Genomic DNA, 17,362 nt, shown 5'->3' on the forward strand with positions numbered 1-17,362 from the left:
TGAAATCACATCGGAACTCGCGATGTGATTTTTTTGTTTAACATTTTTGTGCAACAAATGATTAGGAGGAGTCTTTTATATAGTTTATGGAGCGCAACTTTTGCTACGATATGCAAGGCAACTTACATAGAAGATAGGAGGCACTCAAATGGCACTACAAGTTCGTCCGTATTGTGATGAATTAGAGGACATCGTGAAAGAATTAAGTCACAAAGCATGGATCCTCTTCAAATACAATCAAGATTTCGGTCATCAGATCATGAGCTGTGTGTTTAACGAGGACGATCAATTAGTCGGTGTGGGGTACTTGCGGCATGGGATTGCGGATGACCATGATATATTCGAAATCGAAATGCCCACCAACGAATTCGCTTCAAATCGTATGAACGAAGTGCGAGAAGCTCTCTTTCCATATTTCATAAAAACTTGTCACAAGCTGCGCAAGCTGAACAAGAAGACAAAGCTGGTTGCGTGGAATGACTTTTGGGGGGACAGAACATTTTGCGAGAGAATTGGCTTTAGTCCTTATCAAACTTATTACATCGCGAAGCGATCGCTGGATAAGCCTTTACCTGAAGTCAGCGCACCTGCCGGGGTTCAAGTCATGTTCAATCCCATGGAGTCGAAGGAGGAAAGAGTCAAGTATACCAAATTAGAAAATCAGTTCTATCAAGGTGTCGTGTACCGAAGTGTCAACATGCTGGAATGGATGATGGGCGGTCCAGAGTTACATACCGTCTCTGCATTTGATGGAGATGAACTCGTTGGCAGCGTGATGTGTTGGCAAACCGGTGCAGTTGAACGATTGTTCGTAATTCCTCGCTGGCGTAATAAGGGACTGGGGAAGTTGCTTATATCAAAAGCTTTTGAGTATCACACTAAGAATGGTCGGTACGAAGTTGATACAATTGTGAATGAACAGAATAAGGAAGCAATGCTGTTGTTAGAGAAAATGGGGTATTTCTTTCCGGTAAGATTAGAACTTAAGTCAGTAGATATCTAGCATAGACGTGGAGGCTGCCATAACAATGGCGGTCTCTTTCGCGCCCGAAAATATTGCAGGGTTTTACAATATATACATGGAATACATAGTATGAGATTTGTTCCACATCGCGTTTGTCGTCATATATAAGGGGGCATCGGCTTGAACCACACGTCTTCTCGCTGGTCTGTCATCATCGCTTATGCTGCGCTTGCGGCTGTCACGCAGATTCTTTGGGTCACATTCACTCCCATTACGACAGATGCTGCAGAGCAGTGGGGAGTATCGGTTGATGCTGTCGGGTGGTTGTCACTCGTGTTTCCTCTTATTTACGTCCTGTTGTCCATCCCGTTCGGTTTCGCAGCAGACCGCAGTTTCCGCGGCGCGTTGGCCTGGGGAGCGGGACTTACGGTCGTTGGAGCCTTTATTCGGTTGGTACCCGGTTATGATTTCACATTGGCCGGTCAGATCGCGATTGCAGTGGGGCAACCCTTGGTGCTTAACGCCGTTAACAAAATAGCAACCCTCTATGCGGCACCTTCCAAACGTCATATTGCCATTGCGACCGGCACTGCCAGCCTGTTCGTTGGTATTATGATATCCAACGTGACAGTGCCTTTCCTCATGAAGTGGGGCGGGCTTCCTGCCGTACTTTGGACGCAGGCTTCGCTTAGTGCAATCGCTTGTGCGACGCTGTTGCTCGCGCTTCGGCATGCTCCTCTCTATGAAGAGGAGACGAGGGATGCAGCACAAGCACAAGCTCCAATGCTTAGCACGCTTCGGGAGATCTGGTCGCAGCGATGGGTGCGTTTATTCAGCCTGCTGCTGTTTGCAGGCTTTGGAATCTTTATTACGCTGGCAACATGGCTTGAAGTGCTGGCAGATGCGATCGGTTACGATTCGGTGCAGGTCGGAGCTGGCCTTGGGCTCATGACAGCAGCTGGCATCATCGGAGCGGCAATCCTGCCGGACTTCGCCATGCGAGGATATCGTGCGCGGCGGGTACTGCTTCTATCGCTCGCGGTCAGCGTTGTGCTGCTGGTTTTCCTTGCGACAGGCATGCCTACCTGGCTGTTTATGGCGCTGCTTGCACTGACCGGCTTGCTCCTGCTTGCCGACTTGCCAATTGTCCTATCGTTCGCGGAAGCCAAGGCAAAAGCGCGAACTGCAGGCGCAGTAACGGGATTGTTGCTCTTGTTCGGCAATCTCGGAGGCATCGTGCTGTCGCTGCTTGTACAACTGCTGCTGAATGAACGAGTGCTTGCGATCGGCGCGCTCGTGGTGGTCACGGTTATCATCATGCCTTTTGCCCTTCGATTCCCTGGTCTTCCGGCAAGGAAACTGCCGTCTGAGCTAGACATGTAATGAGCGATATAGACGCTACTTTGTTAGGCGGCACTTAGGCGGCACTTCGTCCTCCTATATGGCTTCGCTTCACCATAACTTGGGTAAAATAGATGACACAAGCAAGCAATTTTGGACCGGCGCGATTCATGCCTGTCCGCGCGAAAGGTGCCCGGCATGCTGACTTTCTACTTGTTCCCGATCTCATATGCGTTTCTAAGCTTTCCGATTGCAGCGCTGCTGTTCACGCTTCCGTTTCTGCTCGTGCAATATCGGCGACATGGGTACGTGAATAAATACAGGGCAATGTTGCTATATCTGTTCCTGCTTTACTTCATGAACGCGTTTTACTTGATATTGCTGCCGTTTCCTTCGAGCGTTCATAATGAACCGCCAACAACGGGTTCGTATGTGCAGTGGATACCGTTCCATTTCGTACTCGACATCATGAAGGAAACCGGCGTCGACTGGGGGCATCCTTCGACTTATCTTCGTTTGGTCCAAGAAAGGGCGGTACTGCAAGTCGTTTTCAATGTGTTATTGACCGTGCCGTTTGGCATGTTTCTGCGTTATTACTTCCGTACCGGCTGGCTGAAATGTCTGCTGCTGACACTCGGATTATCGCTTTTCTTTGAAGTGACGCAGGTGACCGGAATTTACGGGATCTTCGATTATCCATACCGCCTGATGGACATCGACGATGTGATGACGAACACGGTAGGAGGGATGCTCGGTTTCGTGGCCGCTGAATGGCTGTCTCTGCGTCTGCCCCGAATCGACAAGCTTGACGCGAACATCGATCTCGCCTCAAAGCGTGTGTCGTACACGCGAAGAATGCTTGCGTTCATGCTAGATTGGTTCGTATTAAATCCAGTCATCGCCGTGCTTGCAATCCTGAAAGTACCTGTGCCGTACATCATTGCAGTCGTATCTTACTTCATCGTAATACCATATTTGAGCAATGGACAGACGTTCGGCAAATGGTTTGTTCGCATCCGGGTACGCGGGGCGGCAAGTCGGCTGGGTATTCGCGAGCTGCTGATCCGGTACGGCCTGCTCTACGGTATCGTCGGGGGTGTAAATGCGCTTATGATCAGCATCGGCGCACATCGGGGAGGCAGCTCGATAGCCATACTCCCATTACTACTGATCGTCTTCGCCGTAAACGCCATATTCGGCATTCATCTTATCATGTGTCTGTTCAACAGGAAGCGGCAGCTGTTCTACGAGCGGCGCAGCGGTACCGACCATGCCATCACGCTGAAGTCGGTAAAGACGGGGCGTAACAATGCCAGTTGAATGAGTGGAGATAACAAAAAACGGCAGCTGATTAAACCAGATTTGCCGTTTCTTATTCTCTGACCCTCTATTCTCTGACGAAAAAGTCCGTTTATTAAGACTGCTGCGTTAACGGCAGCGTTATGAAATACGTGGTACCAATGCCTAATTTGCTGCTGACCTCGACCTTCCCGTTCATGCCGCGAATGACGCTGAAGATTACCATGGTCCCAAGCCCGGTACCCTTGTCCTTCGTCGTGTAATAAGGCGCTCCCAGCCGGTTAAGCTGTTCCTCGTTCATGCCAATGCCGGTATCGGTGATCGTGATGACGACTGTTTGGTTCGATTCATTGACCGTGTAAGCTATGGTCAGAATCCCTCCGCCAGGCATAGCTTCGATGGCGTTTTTTCCGATATTGATGATCGCTTGTCTGAACTTGGACTTGCTTCCATAGATCGTTGCGGAATGATTCATGTCCGTGACGATTTCGACATTTTGCAAATTCGCGTAAGAACTCAAGATCTGAGACGCCTTGGTGAGCGCTTCCCCCAGCGCAATGGGTTCGAGGCTCTCGATCTGCGGTTTGGCCAGCGATAGATAATCCGATATGATCGATTCCGCCCGGTCCAGTTCTTCGAGCGTTATGGAGGAGAACTGTTGACGCTTCCGATCGCTGAGTGCCGGATCGGACATCAGCTGGATGAAGCCGCGGACGGACGTCAATGGGTTGCGGACCTCATGCGCGACGGAAGCCGCGATTTCGCTGACGACCTTCATCTTCTCCGCTTGAATGATTTCCTCTTTCATCTGGTTTTGCGTTCGCAGCATTTCAATCATGAACACCAGCATCACCGCCATGAAGCACTGCAAGAAGATAATCGGCAGCGTGGGTACGAATGATGCCATGAAGAATGAATCCGCGCCTTCGAGAAAGGCGTACAGATTGACGACCGTCACGCGCAGAAAGAAGCACACGGCGAGAACAAGCAGCATTCTCTTCTTGGAGCTCGCTTTCTCGAACTTCTTCAAGAGAAACAGGATCAGAATGATCGCAGGCAGCAGTGAAAGGAAATAATGAAACAGGTCGATGCCGCCCAAGATCTGCCGGTAAGCAAGCAAGCTAGCGAATAAGAGGAGAGTCGTAGAGAGACCGCCGTAAAGTGAGCCGATCACGAGCGGAACTCCTCTTAGATCAAGTATGGAATCGAAGATTTTGACCGGAAAGCTCATCGTAATGATCATCGGTATCAAGAATAATACGTACACGAATAGAGGATGATACTTTCGTTTATAGAAAGGACGGTAAAAAATGAGCGGCAGAAAAATAATAAACGCATTAAGAATGAAGTCGGAATTGGAGGCCATGGAGTCGTTCCTTTCGTAAACGCTTTCCTATGTTTTCTGGAAAAGGATAGTCGATTCCTTCATTTCGAGGAAGATTATCGCAACTTTTCTTTTGGTAAAAGTGTGGCAAAAGCTCCTAAGCCCCTTAGAATTCGAACTAAGATGGAAAGCCCATAAGGGAGATTGTGATCGTTTGCAGTACTGAGCATATCCGAGAACAGATGGGGAACAACAAGCGCGAACGGTTGATTTTCCATAAACAGGGACAGGTTCCATGATCGCGTTATTGCCGTTCTCCGAGATCAGTACTAGCTTGCCATCAAGTACAGCCTGTTTGAGCTGTGATGCATCCGCATCAAGCTGCTCGCGGAGATTTAGGAATAGTTCGTGTACGGAAGTAAATCGTTCAGCCATCTGCCGAACATGTAAGGTGGTTTTCGTAAAATCGATCAGCGTGTTGAAACCGACAAGATAGATCGTGGCGTCATCGAAGCGTTCTTCCCGAATGTGAAAATCATGTTGCTCAGCGAACGTCAATTTCAATTCCTGAACAGAATTTGCGATTTCAATTCGCCTCCTCCATAGAAGTCTCGTTATTTTTGGCAGAAAATGGGGTAACTATGAGGGAAAATGACCTAATAATGAATTGGACATCGTGGTAAGTTATCTATGACATACGAAATGCGGCTCATACATCGACATCAGGAGGATTGCCAATCTTGAAACAACTTTATAAGGTCGCTCTCACCGTGACGATCGCCAGCTTTGCACTCACATCGGGATTTACCGCTCAGACATATGGCCATGAAGCAGCGAAGATACGGAAACTGAGTGCGGAGGATGCAGCCTCAGCTCTGAAGACACTGAATAGTTTCTATAAGCCTGCGTTGAATGGCAGGTTCCCCGGCGCGGTGAATGGGCTGAAGATCGGGGTCAGCACCCGTCAGAATGTGCTTGCATTAATTGGTCAGCCGGACAAGACGAGAACGAATGCGGATGGATTTGACCAATATAATGCGAATATGGGGCACCCCGGTTATGCCATCGCCTATAAGCTGAATAAAGCTCGGGAAATTCGCTACTTCGGAACCAATGTTGAACGGGATACGAATATTGGCGGAATAACGAAGCGAATGCTCCTTGGGAAGTGGGGCAAGCCTTCCAAGTCGAATGTGATTCGGAACGGCTCCCTGGTCCAGCAGAAAATCACCTATAATCGCGGCACATACAAACTCGCGTTTATTTTCAATAGCAGTACAAACCTTGACCATATCAATCTGCTTAAACGGTAAGATATAAGATGACCCGTAACACAAACAAACTCAAAAACCATCATCTATGTAGACGATGGTTTTTGTTTGTGTAGCCAAGCTCCAGCTGATAGCGGTGTAACTTGGGCCGATCTATTCCTGTGCAATTCTCACAACAGTTCTGCCGCGGACGCCGCCCTTCAGTATTGCGGGCAGCGCAGCAGGCAGATCAGCAAGAGAGACTTCATCGGACACCATCGCATCTAGCCTTGCCGGTTTCCAGTCCGAAGCAATTCTCTGCCACAACGTCTCGCGCATCGGAGAAGGGCAGTAGACAGAGTCGATACCAAGCAAGTTCACACCTCGCAATATGAAAGGGAAGACCGTTCCTGGGAACTCTCCGCCGCCAGTCAGACCACTTAAAGCGACAGAGCCTCCATAGCGAATCGTACTTAAGACGTACGGCAGCGATGCGCCGCCCACTGGATCGACAGCGGCGGCCCAATGCTCCGAGTTCAATGCTCTGCGCGAGCCTTCCGGAGCTTGCAGCGCCTCGCGGCTGATGATTTCACGTGCGCCGAGCATTCGCAAATAGTCATGTTCGCTTGATTTGCCCGTACTGGCAGTCACGTCGTATCCCGCTCGGGCCAACATCGCGACAGCGTGGCTCCCAACCCCGCCCGTAGCGCCCAGCACAAGCACCGGGCCAGCTCCAGGAACAAGCCCGTTGGATTCAAGCCGGTGCAGCGAGAGTGCCGCAGTGAATCCGGCAGTGCCAATTATCATCGCTTCGCGCAGCGTTAGACCCTGAGGTAATGCCGTGAGCCAGTCACCTCGTATTCGCGCGTATTCGCTGTAACCACCGAAATAATCAGTCCCTAGCCCATATCCTGTCGCAATAACCTCATCGCCTTCTCGCCAACGCGAATCTGATGACGAGACGACTGTTCCTGCCAGATCGATTCCGGGGATCATGGGATACGCACGGAGAACTCGACCGTCTGGTGTCGCAGCCAATCCGTCTTTGTAATTAATACTGGAATAGGATACTCGAATGGTTACGTTCTCTTGAGGGAGATCAGCAAGGCTAAGGTCACGTATGCCGATTTCGAAGCGATCGCTCTGCTTATCGACCATAAGTGCTTTAAATGAAGTTATATTCATATCGAATCTCATTCCTTTACCCGCGTTATAGTGGCTGCTTCACAGCTTTTCGCAAACTTCCAATCAACCATAATAGTAAAGGGATTCCAAAGTAAACGAAAGGGTAGAAGTAACCGATGAGATACAGGTTTTTGAAGCTATGCGATATTCGGATATGGTGCGAGCTGTAGATGACAATTGCGAGCCAGACAATCGTCATGAAACAAGCGATCAGTTTCCAGTTCTTATAGCCCGTCCATTCGGATAACCCATAGCTAAGGATAAACAGATAAACGGATAGCTTAATAAAGTTGCCGAACATCCAGAAGGTGACATAGAACGAATCGATGTTTTGAATGAAATTGAGAATTGTTACAAATTTCGTAAGGTAGTAAGTCGGGTGCACCAATTCGGAAGCCAAGTTCGGACCGGTCACGAATAGGACAACCAAGGTGGATAATATACCCCATATCATTGCAACCGCCGTTCCCCAGAGAATCGCGCGCGAGGCAGTTCGCTTATTTTCGGCGAAGAAGAACAGCATGAGAATGATTGTTGGATCTACGATATAGTTGTACGAATAGAAGGTTCCCTTCAGGATGTGAATCCAGCCCGAGTCCGCATAGATGGGCAGTATACGCTTCATATCGATGTATTTGAAATTCAGGAACAGATGAGAGTAACAGAAGATGATAAAGAAGGGGCCAATCGCCTCTGCACAGCGGCTAATTGCCGTTAATCCGCCTCTATATACCGCATAAACCGCGAGAAACAACGTACACACGATGAGCACGATCGTAGGTGTATTATGCAACAGAATTAAGTTTTGAAATTCGACCATAGCCGTAGTTAACGTCGATAACTGCCAGAGCCACAGCAGGAAATATACGATGACAATCGTTTTGCCTAGCAGAGTGCCTAAGAGGTCTTTGATGAAGAACACTAACGTTTTATCCTTATTCTGCATGCATACCCGGAGCATGATCCATGTGGCGGCCATCATGATCATGCCTCCGAGCAGCATGGAAATCCAACAATCCTGCCTTGATTCTTCCATAGCTAATCGAATAGGGAGGAAGGAGCTCACGATTATCGAGGAAATACTGACCATCCAGAACATTGGATAACTGCCTATCTTCATCTTCGATCACCTCCGACTATTTACAGCTTACCGATCATCCCGATGGATTTGAGCTCGATATTCACCTGAACTTTAACGTCCATTTCCTTGAAGTGCTGATCCCAATCCTCTTTCTTCGACTTCCACCAGTATGGATATTTGCGATGAAGATATTCGCCGATCCCGAATACATCGGCTCCCCAGTTCTGCACTTTATCAACAGTCTGCTGCATTTCCTTCTCCAGTTGTTTATTCATGTAGTTCTGGATGACAATCATGTTATCGACCTCTGACAAGTTTAGCTGTGTCGTATTTTCAAGAAGATAAGCTTGTGCCTTAACGCTCATTATGATTTGTTTAGATTCTTCTACGCGAACAGCATGAATTCGGCGTTTAAGATGGTTCAATCGGAACGATAGGTAGCCAATGCCGTCCTTCCATGGAATAGTTATGCCTTGGACGGTTTCATTTCCCGACATCCATCCTACCTTTGCACCTTCGACATCATCTACTATGCCTTTGACTTTAAGCTGCTTGTCCAAGACTGCGTACTTCGACACGATGGTATTCGTACTCATTAGATTGCTGCCTTTCTTGGAAGGTTTAATCTGAATGACGGGCAGCATAGAGCGCGTGCCTTCCGAGAGAGTCTCAATGATGAGAGTCCTGGAAGAGAAGTTCCTGATTGCATTCGTCTGCATTTTCTTGTCTTCCCCGATACTGGAGAGCGGTTCCATCGGATGCTTCATCTTCAGGAATTGTTTGGCGCTGGCACCTTTAATTAGCACGATAATATCTCTTAAGTTATTCGCTGGATCCCTGCCAAGCTTATCAAATATCTTCCTTACATCATTCTGATTGAAATACTCTTCGCTTATCGCAATCAAGATACGATGGTTCATCATCAATCTGCGGGAGGTTTCCCTTTGAATTTTCTGTTGCGCTTCGTAGATATCCTTGCCTTTGGCCGACAGAATAATGAAATGATTGGAACCGCCGAAGCTTCCACCTTTACTCGGAGCTTGAGAGGTGATTACGACTTGATGGCTAATTTCCATCTCTCCATTATCCGCACGATCAATGGCTGTACCGAGGACAAAAGCCAATTGATTCGGTTCGTCAAAATCCGTGCACCCAGAGAAGAACAGAATCATGATTAAAGAAAAGAATGCGAGTGCCATGAACCTAAGCATCACGAACGCACTTTCTTGTTTCGACCGTTCTTCATCCAGAAGGGGTAACGAATAATCATGTCTTTGATCCGCGTACCATCGAACGGGGCAACAGGGCTCATATACGGTGTTCCGAATGATTCGAGCATCACCAGATTAATGAGCAAGAAGATAATGCCGAACGTGAAGCCGACAAAGCCGAGCAGACTGGAAATGAGCAATAGGATGTATCTGATCATGCGAAATGGAAGGGTGGCACTATATTTCGGAATCGTGTATGCGGCAACGCCAGTCAAGGATATGACGATAATGATCGGCGTCGAGATGATTCCTGCTTCAACCGCTGCTTGCCCGATGATAAGCGCACCAATAATGCTAATGATCGGTCCGAGTTGATTGGGAAGATGAACGCCAGCCTCTTGCAATCCGTCGAAGATGACCATCATGAGCAACATTTCAATGACAGTTGGAAAAGGCGCGCTTTCCCTGGCCGTCGCAATGCCAAGCATCAGATTCACAGGGACCATCTCGGAATGAAACGTCGATAGCGCAACGTAAATCGCTGGCAAGGAAAAGGCGATAAACGCCATGAGGTAGCGAATCGCACGCATGCAAACGACGAACACAAACCTTTCAAAATAGTCGTCCGCTGATTGCAGTCCTGACCAGAAGGTAATGGGAAGAATAAGCACAAACGGGGTTCCGTTCGTGATGAGTGCGATCTTGCCTTCTAATAAACTAGCAGCCACAATATCCGGGCGCTCGGTGTTCATGATTTGCGGAAACATGGAGAAGGAGGTGTTCTCCAGCCATTCCTCGAGATAAGAAGACTCGATGACGCCGTCGACATCGATCTCATCGAGCTTACCTCTTACATCCGCTAATACTTTCTCATCCGCGATGCCTTGCATGTAAGCAAGGACCACTCCGGTTTGCGTGTATTTGCCTATCGTATAAGATTCCATTTTCAGTTGGGGATGAATAATTCTCCGTCTGATTAACGACGTATTCGTACGAAGATTCTCCACGAAGCCTTCCTTGGCGCCGCGCAAGGTGGATTCTTTCTTCGGCTCTTCGATTCCTCGCTTCTCAAATTCTTGGACCCCCGCGATGATCGCAGAAGCTTCGCCATCCACCAAAATGGCCAAATTTCCTTGCAGGATATGCTGGATCAGATCCTCCAAACTCTCGTCCGTCTTCACATTGGATAATGGAAGCCATTCGTGCTTGATCATCTCGGTGAGTGTCTGGATACGTGCAATGCCATGCGGCAAGCCGCTGAAGATCAGAGGCTTCAGCAAATTATCCTCGACGCTTTGCAGCTTGGTCATGCCATCTAAATAAACAAGCAAGAGCAGCGATTCATCCTTTAACGTAAAGGATCGGATCACAAGATCCGAACAGTTCGCTAATTGTTCTCGTAAAGAGGCTTCATTCTCTTGAAGACTACTGCTGATTAATCGCAAGGCTGTCCAGCTCCTTTCCTGCTCGTCGTCGTTCTGAATATTATGGATGATATGGAGCGACCTTATGCAGAATTTGGTAACTATCGATGTTGTCTATCATTTTCATAGAAACAATGATATTGATCAATAATTTTGATTTTCATAGAATGAGTCAAACGTAGTTAGTCATAGTGAGTGGAGGGGAACGAGTTGAGACAGCAGGAGAAGGAACAGTCGAGGAAGGGTTGGCTTGGCAGACTGCATAGTAACGATATGGTAACAGGATCAGAGGCACTTATTCGCAGCTTGCTTATTGAAGGCGTGGAATGCGTATTTGGTATTCCCGGTGGAAGTGTGTTGAACATCTACGATGCTATTCATGAAGTACCTGCTTTTAAACACGTATTAACGCGGCATGAGCAGGGGGCGATTCACGCCGCAGACGGGTACGCCCGCGCTACAGGTAAAGTTGGCGTTTGCTTTGCCACCTCTGGTCCAGGAGCGACGAATCTGATTACCGGCATTGCCACCGCTAACATGGATTCCGTTCCACTGGTCGTCATTACTGGGAATGTGTCGACGGAGTTAATTGGCACGGATGCGTTCCATGAAGCGGATATTACCGGATTAACGATGCCGATAACCAAGCATAACTTTCTCGTTCGTGATGTCTATGAGCTTCCGAAGATTATACACGAAGCCTTCTATATTGCATCCACTGGACGAAAAGGCCCTGTCCTAGTCGATATACCGAAGGATGTAACAAGCCAAATGATGATGTTCCAATATCCATTAGATGTGCCGAATATTCGAGGATATCGCCCGAACGACAATCCCGACGAGTCACAAATTCAGAAGCTTCTGAGCGCTATTGAACATGCGCAGCGGCCAGTGATTTTGGCCGGCGGCGGCGTTGTATATTCGAATGCATCCAAGGAATTGCTTGCGTTTGCTGAGAAAACCAGAATTCCTGTTACGACGACACTGCTCGGTCTTGGCGGATTTCCAAGCGCGCATGAATTATGGATGGGGATGCCCGGGATGCATGGTACGTACACAGCCAATAGAGCGTTACAGAATTGCGATCTCCTCATTAGCATCGGTGCGCGATTCGACGATCGGGTAACGATGAAGCTAAGCGGATTTGCTCCGAAAGCAAGAACAATCGCGCATATTGATATCGATCCGGCAGAAGTCGGGAAGATCGTCCATACTGCAATTCCGTGCATTGGCGATGTGAAATCCGTACTGATGCTCGCTAACGCTCATGTGAAACCTGCCATGTCAGAGGAGTGGTTGACCGAAATACAGGATAATAAGGCACAATTCCCTCTTCGTTACACTGATTCGGACAACCCCTTAAAGCCGCAATTCGTGATTGAAATGATTAGTGATACAACGAATGGCGAGGCAATCCTTACAACGGATGTCGGCCAGAATCAAATGTGGGCAGCTCAATTCTATTCGTTTAAACATCCGCGTTCGCTCATTACCTCAGGCGGCCTGGGAACGATGGGGTTCGGATTTCCGTCTGCAATAGGGGCGCAGGCAGGTAACCCAGACCGTCTTGTAGTTTCCATCAACGGGGACGGCGGGTTTCAGATGTGCGCGCAAGAGCTTGCGATCTGCGCGATTCATAATCTTCCTGTGAAGATTGTCATTCTGAATAATCAAGTTCTCGGCATGATCAGGCAATGGCAAGAACTCATCTATGATGATCGCTTTAGTCATATGGACCTCTCCGGAAGCCCCGATTTCGTCAAACTGGCTGAAGCTTACGGCGTTAAAGGGCTCCGAGCCACAAACAAAGACGAAGCGCGCAATGCATGGAGAGAAGCTATGGATACCTCAGGTCCCGTACTCATTGATTTCGTAATCAGTCAGGACGAGAACGTGTATCCAATGGTTACCCCAGGCTCGACGATAGATGACATGATTATGGGGGATGAACAATGAACACTCACACGATCTCGATGCTAGTAAACAACCATCCTGGTGTCCTGCAGCGAGTAGCAGGATTATTCAGTCGCCGCGGGTTCAACATTGAGAGTCTGTCTGTAGGGCAGTCGGAAGAACCAGGCTTGTCCCGTATGATCATTGTGACAGCCGGAGATGATAAAACGCTTGAACAAATAACAAGACAGCTCAATAAACTGATCGATGTTATCCAGATTGCTGTTGCTGTGATTTGATACGAACGAAGCGTTGAAAGGTCGGTAGCTTGGATGGATAGGGATGAAGTAATCGTGAACAAAATAACGAACAGCGCGAAGCGGAAATCATTATTCCATTTTACAAGAGTCCGCAATCTCGCTTCCATGGCGCGTGCCGATGCACTGTATTCATGTATAGAAGCTAATCCTGCTCTAGCTGAAGAAAGTCGAGGAAGCAGCATTGAAATGCAGCTACATGGTCATGTTTTCGTGGCGAATGCCCATCTGCGTATTGTAGATCAAGTGATGGCTGCGGGCGTCACGCAGCGTGAATTTCAGCAGTATCTCGATCAGCACGTATTCTTCTGGCCGACCCGAAGGAACTGCCTCAAAATGCTGGAGACCTATACGAGAAGGGAACCTGATGAGGGATTTGCCGTGCTGCAGCTGGATGCGCAAGCGCTGCTAAGCGACTTCTTTGACAATGTGAAGTTATCCAAGTACGATTCCGGAAGCTCGCCTCGATATCCCGCTCGTACTTCCTATAAGAAAAGCTTGGACATGTTCTTGCCCATTGCGCAATTCGAAACCATGAAAGCAAGTTACTTACCTGCAAAACCTTCCGAAATATTTGAAATCCTTGTTGAAGGGAAAGTAGCAGGCTTGTCCCGTTATATAGAGGCTATTTATTGCAAGCAGGTCACGGATCTTCCAGAAATGTGGAGGAAATATGCTCGGCCGCTCCAAACTTTCGATTCCTAATAATCGAGGCAAAATGAGGGATAGTAAGCATCAAAGCACAGAGCATAGAGCATAGATGGACAGCCGGAGGGAAAGGGGCGATCAAGATGGAGATGCGTCAGTTGGAATACTTCATCGCGACATGCGAAGAATTGCATTTCACCAGGGCTTCCGTCAAGCTCGGCATTACTCAGCCTTCATTAAGTCATCAAATCAAGGCGCTTGAGGACGAGCTTGGCGTGCCGTTATTCGACCGGATCGGGAAGAAGATTGCAATAACGGAAGCGGGAATGATTCTATACAGACAGAGTAAGTTGGCGTTCGGCAATCTATCCAGTGCCAAAGAACAGATTGGGGAGCTCCAGCAAATTGAACGAGGCACATTAGCGATCGGCGCGCTTCCAGGAGAGCTGAATCAGTTAGTCTCGTCCTTGCTGCTCCAATTTCATCGCGATTATCCAAAGGTTCGAATCAAGATCTTCGGCGTCGAAGACATTGTAGAACGTGTCTTGCAGAATGAATTGGATCTAGCCATTACGATTCTTCCGATCGAGAACGAGAGGGTTTACACGATTCCCCTTTATGAGGAGAGGTTTTATTTTGTTGCGACCGCGCAGCACCCCTATGCTGGCCGCGACTCCATCAATTTCGAAGAGATTATGAATGTGCCGATCGTGATGTTTCCCGAGACCCACCGGTGTCGGCAGCTGGTCGATTCGACGTGTATAAGGGCAGGCTTCACTTTCCAGCCTCTGATCGAAACGACGACGATTGATTCGTTGTTTGGGCTCGTTCGCTCAGGTGCAGGAGGGACTGTGCTTTCGAAAACCCTCTTCGAGATGTATAACTACGAAGATTTGATTCCAATCCCGATTGAGAATCCGACGCTAAGCCGGGAAGTGGGCATCGTGTACCTTCGTGATAAATACATGGGGAAAGCTTCGCAAGGATTCATTGATCTGCTGACCGCGCACGTTAGAATGCTGAAGCAGGGATAACGAATAGACGATTCCATTCGCTATGATCGTAATCCCTTATGATTGTTTTTATCTATCATTCTCATCGAAACAATGACATTGAACAATCATTTTAGATTTCATAGAATAAGGCATCGGCAAATTTCGGAACTGAATCATGACTGGAAATTGTCTATCTATTAATAGGGAGTGGTACCGTTTCATGCAAACTATGGCTGCCGTTACGAAACAAAGAAGCATAGGATCCATACAATTTTTGCCCGTTAATTTATTTGCGGCGGTTATGGGGATCTCGGGATTGTCATTAGCTTGGAGGCAGGCAAGTCAATTGTTTAGCGTTCCAACGATCATCGCAGACATCAGTGGAATGATCGCAATTTTACTTTTTATCGTGCTTGGTATCGGATATCTATGGAAATGGGCGCTGTATCCGCATAAGGTGAAAACCGAATTCATGCATCCGATCATCGGCAATTTTTACGGAACAATCGCGGTTGCCATTCTCTTGCTTTCATCTATAGTCGGCGTTTACAGCAAGCATACGGGGCAAGTCATTTGGATCATAGGTACGATATCGGCTTTAGTTCTCTGCTTCGTATTCGTTACTCGATTATTGAACGGGAATTTCGAGCCCGTTAACAAGGTTCCGGCATCACTGATTCCCGTAGTTGGAACACTAGACATTTCGGTTGCCGGAGGTACCATGCCATTCCCTTGGGCACATGAGATTAATTTATTGTCCCTTGCAGTCGGAGGATTCGTGGCCTTGGTATTCTTTACATTAATCTTCTCCAGGCTGATTCATCATGCGCCGATGCCGACAGGTCTAACGCCATCCATGATCATCATGATTGCGCCTTTTGAAGTCGGTTTTCTAGGGTATACGAATTTGGAACAACGCATTGACTCATTCGCTTCCATTCTGTACTACTTTGGACTGTTCCTATTCGTCGTCTTGTTCTTCAAAGTATTTCGAAAGTCTAATCCGTTTGGCGCTTCTTGGTGGGGGGTAAGCTTCCCGATGGCAGCTCTTAGCAATGCCGCTTTAAAATACGCGATGTTCGTTGACTCATGGCTCTTAATCGACGTTTCGGGAATCATTCTAGTCTTACTAAGTTTGGTCGTTGTCATCCTGTTTATTCGAACAACGAAGCTGCTATTCAGTGGGAATTTGCTTAAACAATGACCGATTCCAACACAAACCAATTAAGGGGTTGAGTGACAATGTATACAAAACTTCAATATGACGTGGATTTTGAAAATGCGATTCTTTTCGCACAATATATCATGGTTGTAGTGGAAGCGAAGATGGCAGGCGGGGGCTTAGTCGAGCGTTATGACAACGATCATGTATGGGTAAATGGTCAACAGTATGCCAGAGCTCAAACCTCATTCATTCAAATGCCTTCGCCTGAGATGAGTTCATAATAAAGGAGGATATCTAAATGTTCGAAGATATGCGGAAGATCAGGAATTGGGCAGCAGCATTACTGCTAATCAGCGCGATGCTCATTTGTTCGATCGTTTTCGGTCAGCGGGATATTCTCTTCCCCGAAATTGCCGGCATGGCGATGGGCGTCATGGTTTTCCCTGTCGCTCATTGGATAAGAAGGCCGGTTCACTTGTGGCTTTCGCCAAGTTTGGCTGCTTTCTTAGGAACTGCCTTAAATGAATTACATGTATCGCCGCTGCTAAAGCTTTGGCTTGGTTTTATCATCATCGTCATCCTGATGCATGTGTTTCGCGTTCATTTTGGACCAACCATTCCTGCTGGATTACTGCCCATCTTCTTAGTGCTGCATGATTATGTATTTGCGACTTCAACGACGATCTTTACCTTTATGATCATGTTGGCTGCATTCTACATGCGGAAACAAGAGAAGGGAACGAGTAATTCTGCGGGTTTTCGAAAGAAGACAGACACGCTCATCATCAGCATCATTCTATGTGCATGGATTGGGGTAGCATTCGCTGCAGGGATGGAGGTCATCGTTGTTCCGCCTGTATTTGCGCTTATATTTGAACTGTTTCATGCACAGAAATTTGGTTATCGAATGATCCCACCGCGTTTAACGGTGTTAACTATTGCGGCTATTGTAGCGGTTGTCGTGTTACACTTGTTGCCGGACTCGATTATTTGGGTTGGAGTCATAAACGTAGTGATCACATTTCTTCTGTGCAAATGGTTTAAAGCTCCTGTCCCTGTGGCATTCGGCGTCTCATTGATGCCACTCATCTATCCGGCATGGGGAACATGGTGGTTCCCGGTTGGCGTCTTTATTACGACAGGCGTGCTTATGTCTGTAACTGCAGCATATCGGATGTTCAGAATAAAGCAGGGCGAGGCTATGCAAACTACAACAAAACCAGCTCCGGTTAGGTAACCAAAATCAGGATCGAAAAATGAGTTGA

16 protein-coding genes and 1 pseudogene are annotated in these 17,362 nt (G+C 47.7%); 11 read left to right on the forward strand and 6 right to left on the reverse strand.

What is annotated here, in order from left to right; translation table 11 throughout:
* Window positions 1–148 precede the first annotated feature (148 nt).
* The 3 genes from A8990_RS25550 (at window position 149) to A8990_RS25560 (ending at window position 3,625) form a co-directional block, all read left to right on the forward strand.
* Window positions 149–1,003 (forward strand): GNAT family N-acetyltransferase, encoded by an 855-nt coding sequence (locus A8990_RS25550; protein WP_116191870.1) that lies wholly within the window; start codon window positions 149–151, stop codon window positions 1,001–1,003.
* A gap of 141 nt (window positions 1,004–1,144) precedes the next feature.
* Entirely contained in the window at window positions 1,145–2,347 is a 1,203-nt protein-coding gene (locus tag A8990_RS25555; RefSeq protein ID WP_181909780.1) for an MFS transporter, read from the forward strand.
* Between the two features lie 156 nt (window positions 2,348–2,503).
* Window positions 2,504–3,625, forward strand: a complete 1,122-nt coding sequence (locus A8990_RS25560) for a VanZ family protein (protein WP_116191872.1) — start codon at window positions 2,504–2,506, stop codon at window positions 3,623–3,625.
* Window positions 3,626–3,719: 94 nt separating this feature from the next.
* Here A8990_RS25560 and A8990_RS25565 read toward each other — a convergent pair whose 3' ends face one another.
* Both A8990_RS25565 and A8990_RS32320 read right to left on the reverse strand, forming a co-directional pair.
* A complete protein-coding gene (locus A8990_RS25565; RefSeq protein WP_116191873.1) occupies window positions 3,720–4,970 on the reverse strand; it encodes an ATP-binding protein in 1,251 nt (416 codons plus the stop codon).
* A gap of 27 nt (window positions 4,971–4,997) precedes the next feature.
* Window positions 4,998–5,486 (reverse strand): hypothetical protein, encoded by a 489-nt coding sequence (locus A8990_RS32320; RefSeq protein WP_245996218.1) that lies wholly within the window; start codon window positions 5,484–5,486, stop codon window positions 4,998–5,000.
* Window positions 5,487–5,668: 182 nt separating this feature from the next.
* Here A8990_RS32320 and A8990_RS25575 point away from each other — a divergent pair, with 182 nt between their 5' ends.
* Window positions 5,669–6,241 (forward strand): YjgB family protein, encoded by a 573-nt coding sequence (locus A8990_RS25575; RefSeq protein WP_245996219.1) that lies wholly within the window; start codon window positions 5,669–5,671, stop codon window positions 6,239–6,241.
* A 111-nt stretch (window positions 6,242–6,352) separates the two neighbouring features.
* Here A8990_RS25575 and A8990_RS25580 read toward each other — a convergent pair whose 3' ends face one another.
* Genes A8990_RS25580 through A8990_RS25595 form a run of 4 tightly spaced genes read right to left on the reverse strand, consistent with a single transcriptional unit; the run spans window position 6,353 to window position 11,100 of the window.
* Window positions 6,353–7,363, reverse strand: a complete 1,011-nt coding sequence (locus A8990_RS25580; RefSeq protein WP_116191876.1) for an acrylyl-CoA reductase family protein — start codon at window positions 7,361–7,363, stop codon at window positions 6,353–6,355.
* Window positions 7,364–7,388: 25 nt separating this feature from the next.
* Window positions 7,389–8,483, reverse strand: coding sequence for a GerAB/ArcD/ProY family transporter (locus A8990_RS25585; RefSeq protein ID WP_116191877.1), 1,095 nt, complete (start codon window positions 8,481–8,483; stop codon window positions 7,389–7,391).
* 20 nt (window positions 8,484–8,503) lie between these two features.
* Window positions 8,504–9,643 carry a Ger(x)C family spore germination protein gene (locus A8990_RS25590; RefSeq protein ID WP_181909781.1) on the reverse strand — a complete coding sequence of 380 codons (1,140 nt, stop codon included), beginning with the start codon at window positions 9,641–9,643 and terminating at the stop codon, window positions 8,504–8,506.
* An 11-nt stretch (window positions 9,644–9,654) separates the two neighbouring features.
* Window positions 9,655–11,100, reverse strand: coding sequence for a spore germination protein (locus A8990_RS25595; RefSeq protein ID WP_245996221.1), 1,446 nt, complete (start codon window positions 11,098–11,100; stop codon window positions 9,655–9,657).
* 252 nt (window positions 11,101–11,352) lie between these two features.
* On the opposite strand from A8990_RS25595, the gene ilvB reads away from it, so the two are divergent.
* From ilvB to A8990_RS25630, 7 genes and pseudogenes are all read left to right on the forward strand, one after another.
* Entirely contained in the window at window positions 11,353–13,035 is a 1,683-nt protein-coding gene (gene ilvB, locus A8990_RS25600; RefSeq protein WP_116191914.1) for a biosynthetic-type acetolactate synthase large subunit, read from the forward strand.
* Window positions 13,032–13,253: pseudogene (ilvN, locus tag A8990_RS25605) on the forward strand (acetolactate synthase small subunit); the annotation flags it as partial. The gene ilvB and the pseudogene ilvN, both read left to right, overlap by 4 nt.
* A gap of 72 nt (window positions 13,254–13,325) precedes the next feature.
* Window positions 13,326–13,994: a DUF7002 family protein gene (locus A8990_RS25610; protein WP_147306868.1), complete on the forward strand. Its 669-nt coding sequence runs from the start codon at window positions 13,326–13,328 to the stop codon at window positions 13,992–13,994.
* Window positions 13,995–14,080: 86 nt separating this feature from the next.
* On the forward strand, window positions 14,081–14,971 hold the full coding sequence (locus A8990_RS25615) for a LysR family transcriptional regulator (RefSeq protein ID WP_116191880.1): 891 nt from the start codon (window positions 14,081–14,083) through the stop codon (window positions 14,969–14,971).
* A 190-nt stretch (window positions 14,972–15,161) separates the two neighbouring features.
* Window positions 15,162–16,136, forward strand: coding sequence for an SLAC1 anion channel family protein (locus tag A8990_RS25620; RefSeq protein WP_245996224.1), 975 nt, complete (start codon window positions 15,162–15,164; stop codon window positions 16,134–16,136).
* A 38-nt stretch (window positions 16,137–16,174) separates the two neighbouring features.
* Window positions 16,175–16,378 carry a hypothetical protein gene (locus A8990_RS25625; protein WP_116191882.1) on the forward strand — a complete coding sequence of 68 codons (204 nt, stop codon included), beginning with the start codon at window positions 16,175–16,177 and terminating at the stop codon, window positions 16,376–16,378.
* A 17-nt stretch (window positions 16,379–16,395) separates the two neighbouring features.
* A complete protein-coding gene (locus A8990_RS25630) occupies window positions 16,396–17,334 on the forward strand; it encodes an HPP family protein (RefSeq protein ID WP_116191883.1) in 939 nt (312 codons plus the stop codon).
* Window positions 17,335–17,362 lie beyond the last annotated feature (28 nt).

This window comes from Paenibacillus taihuensis, from assembly GCF_003386535.1.
Lineage (GTDB): Bacteria > Bacillota > Bacilli > Paenibacillales > Paenibacillaceae > Paenibacillus_Z > Paenibacillus_Z taihuensis.